Genomic DNA, 3,086 nt, shown 5'->3' on the forward strand with positions numbered 1-3,086 from the left:
CTCCTTGAGATTATCGTACATTCAGTAAACGTATCCTCCAGCTCTGCTGGAGGCTTTATATATGGGAGCCGCTCAAAGCGGCAACGGAAATAGGGGCAAACATCTCGATCTCTTTAAAATCTAAAGGTTTATATCCTGTAAGCCTTTTAGATACTACAGTTCTGAACCTTGCGGAACTGTCAAACTTGACGAGTCCCCCAGTAAAGCTGGGGGTTTATGCCAATTAATCACACTTACCTGAGAAGTAGCAGACTACACCATCCCACACTTTGCCTGGATTAATAAAGGTATTTGGAGATGTTTGAGGGCAAGGAGAAACTTGCGAATTGCAACACACATCACAGCATAAATCATTTGAGTCATTCAATAAAAACGTGCACTCTACTTTGCCCAGTGTTTCACTGACCACTGGGCGTAAACCTTCATTTACTTTTGCTATGCCTTCGAGTTCCAGAATGACTTGCTGTTTTTGATTTGGTGATATGTAATTTCCAAGATCACCTATGTTTGCAATTGCACTTGACTTCAATGAAATAGGCTCTTGAGTTTCAACTAAGTTCAAGAAAATTGAAACTGCTTCTTGAACATTTTCTAAATCCTCGTCTTTCCAGGAATAAAAAGATGAAGACAATGTATTAGATACAACCTGCTTGATACTATTAATTGCCTGCTTCCGGACTTCATAACTACAGTTCAAGTCTGAGCTAATCGCAACAAGTTCACTTACAGGATCTGCTCCTGCATCTCTTTTCATTCTTTCTAGCAGAGCTAATGATAGCTGTGAAATTTCAGGGACACTCAGCTTTATCAAGCTTCGTGTGTGGTTGATGATTGCAGCATTATCATTGAGCTTTGCCAAAAGGAAAGCTGCAAAACTACGAACAGAAGTATCATTATGCACCGAGCAAAAAATCGCTGCAGGGATTATGCCTTCATCATTGGCTAGATTATCAATGACTTTAAAGTCTAATGCCTCTATTTTACTAATGTAGTCATTTTGACCATTGAAGTACTTTTCGTAAAACCCTAAAATCTTCTCATATTCTGCTCTGTCCACAATCAATTTCTCCTAATTTAATAAACTCAAATCACTTAAAGCTGGGAAACTAATCTTCCAAGTACTCAGAAAAAAGTAACCTTAGACCGTTCAGATCGTAACATTCAACTATTAACACTGCGGCTAGCGAAGAAATTTCTTGATCAAAATTCAAGACTTCTGTGATTATTTTCTCCAACAAAACTAGAGCCTGTCCTCTGTCATATTCTGATAAGTTAGCTATTGTAGGAACTAACTTATAGTTGTTGATTTTTTCAGGGACTCTCGTTATGTTTACAATCTGCACAACAATATCTTGAAAAATCTTCTTTCCCTTTGTGAAGAAAAAAATGTTTGAGCTGGATATACTGTTTCCTGGCAATTGAGCATTATCCGCTTTAAATAAAGGTCGTTCAGTCACAACAGGTGAACGCTCTGACAAGTGTCCTAGCTCTGTTAATAAATCAAACTTATTTACTGCCCATAGTTCATCAATTTCGATTGTTTGATTATTGTTCTGGAACTGGAATTCAGATTTCATGGTACCTGAACTTACCTGTTCATCAAAGATGTTTTTTTGCTTGTCTGATATATCGCATCTAATGGCGATTTCTTGCGTTAACCATAGCTCTCCTTTTCTCTTCTTAGGCAGTATCTCTCTACAAACTTTCTCAAGTCCTGGCTGACTCCAAATTCGTGCTTCAAAAGATTGATTAGAAGCAATCAACTTAAAGAATGTGGGATATTCAGTTATGCCTTGGTCTACAAGTATCTCAGGGACTGCCAAATTAAACTCAATACTTTGCCTTGTATCATAAGCTCCAATTTTAAGTTCTCCTGCCTCGATCAAAGTTGAATCGACTCCAAACTCTGGAGATAAATACAAAACAGCACAATAGATAGGAGATGACGTGCGATTAATTATTTGAAACTGGATATCAGGAATCAGCCATCTTCCATCCCTATATTTACACTCAAACCTAAAGTCTGTTCCTTCATATAGCTCCTGATTCTGAATTAACTGAAAATCAAGGCTACTAGAAAGCGCATTGCCTAGATTCGTATTCGTTAAGTTACGCAAGTCTAACCAACGTTTAATACGCATTAAAGGCTCACTTAAATCAGTCGGAACCTCTAAACAACGATATTCCCTTACAGCCATTGGTACTGACAACGGTTCTCCTAAAATAGCCCCACGAAAAATTTGATATTCACCATCACCTGCCTTCAGACGCACCATTGCCTGAGAAGCATCACTCACCTCTTGCGCATCTACTAAACGTCTATCCATGCGTACTAGTGAACGACGTAATGCTTCAACACCAGCCTGATGCCCTTCCAAAAATATCGTTAGTAAAGAAGAAGATATTGAAGCTTTAGTGAGCAAAGCCTTATAGAGCTTCTGTTCATTTAATATTTGTGGTTCATTGATATGTACCTGACTAAAGGTAGGATGCACTTTCTTTACATAAGCAGTTGTTAGCCGATTCAAACCTTTTTTTATATTTTCGGGCTTATCACCAAAGGAAAATATCGATAGCTCAACCCCACCCGTTGCTTCAACATTGTCCCAGCCGTGAACATGTCCAGCATGCACTCTCCAGCCTCCATCGTACGAAAGTGTGAATACCCCGCTAACATCACCTTGTATCTCCTGACTTAGAAAAAATTTTTGTAAGTCAGTGTTATCCCCTTTAATAATCTCTAATTGAGGTGCCTGTTCTAAAACCTCATGCTTTTTAATGCTATCTCTAACTTGTGTTAGTAGCTCAGCATATGTCATTTGCCGTGTTGCTTTATCCAAAGCTTGCTGCAGGCAATACGAAAATATACCTCGAGGACCTTTACCTTGAATATAAATCTCCTTGGCAGTTTGTTTTTCATGGCACGCTGATAATAAGATATGACGCCCTTGCCTCAACCGGAAACTATTATTCTGCACAGCCGCATCTCTATCAGCGAATCCTTGATTAATTGCTTCCTCAGTAACTGAGAGTCTTGTAGACAAACAATAGGAGTCTTTTAGGCGGTTTTTAACTGACTGTGGTTC

At 38.8% G+C, this 3,086-nt stretch carries 2 protein-coding genes; both read right to left on the minus strand.

Features of this window, described 5'->3' with window-relative positions:
• Window positions 1–223: 223 nt before the first annotated feature.
• On the minus strand, window positions 224–1,057 hold the full coding sequence (locus IQ260_RS29270) for a hypothetical protein (RefSeq protein WP_193996584.1): 834 nt from the start codon (window positions 1,055–1,057) through the stop codon (window positions 224–226).
• A gap of 49 nt (window positions 1,058–1,106) precedes the next feature.
• Window positions 1,107–3,086: caspase family protein (locus IQ260_RS29275; RefSeq protein ID WP_193996585.1), on the minus strand; the 1,980-nt coding region annotated here is incomplete at its 5' end.

This window comes from Leptolyngbya cf. ectocarpi LEGE 11479, assembly GCF_015207065.1.
Lineage (GTDB): Bacteria > Cyanobacteriota > Cyanobacteriia > Phormidesmidales > Phormidesmidaceae > Leptothoe > Leptothoe ectocarpi.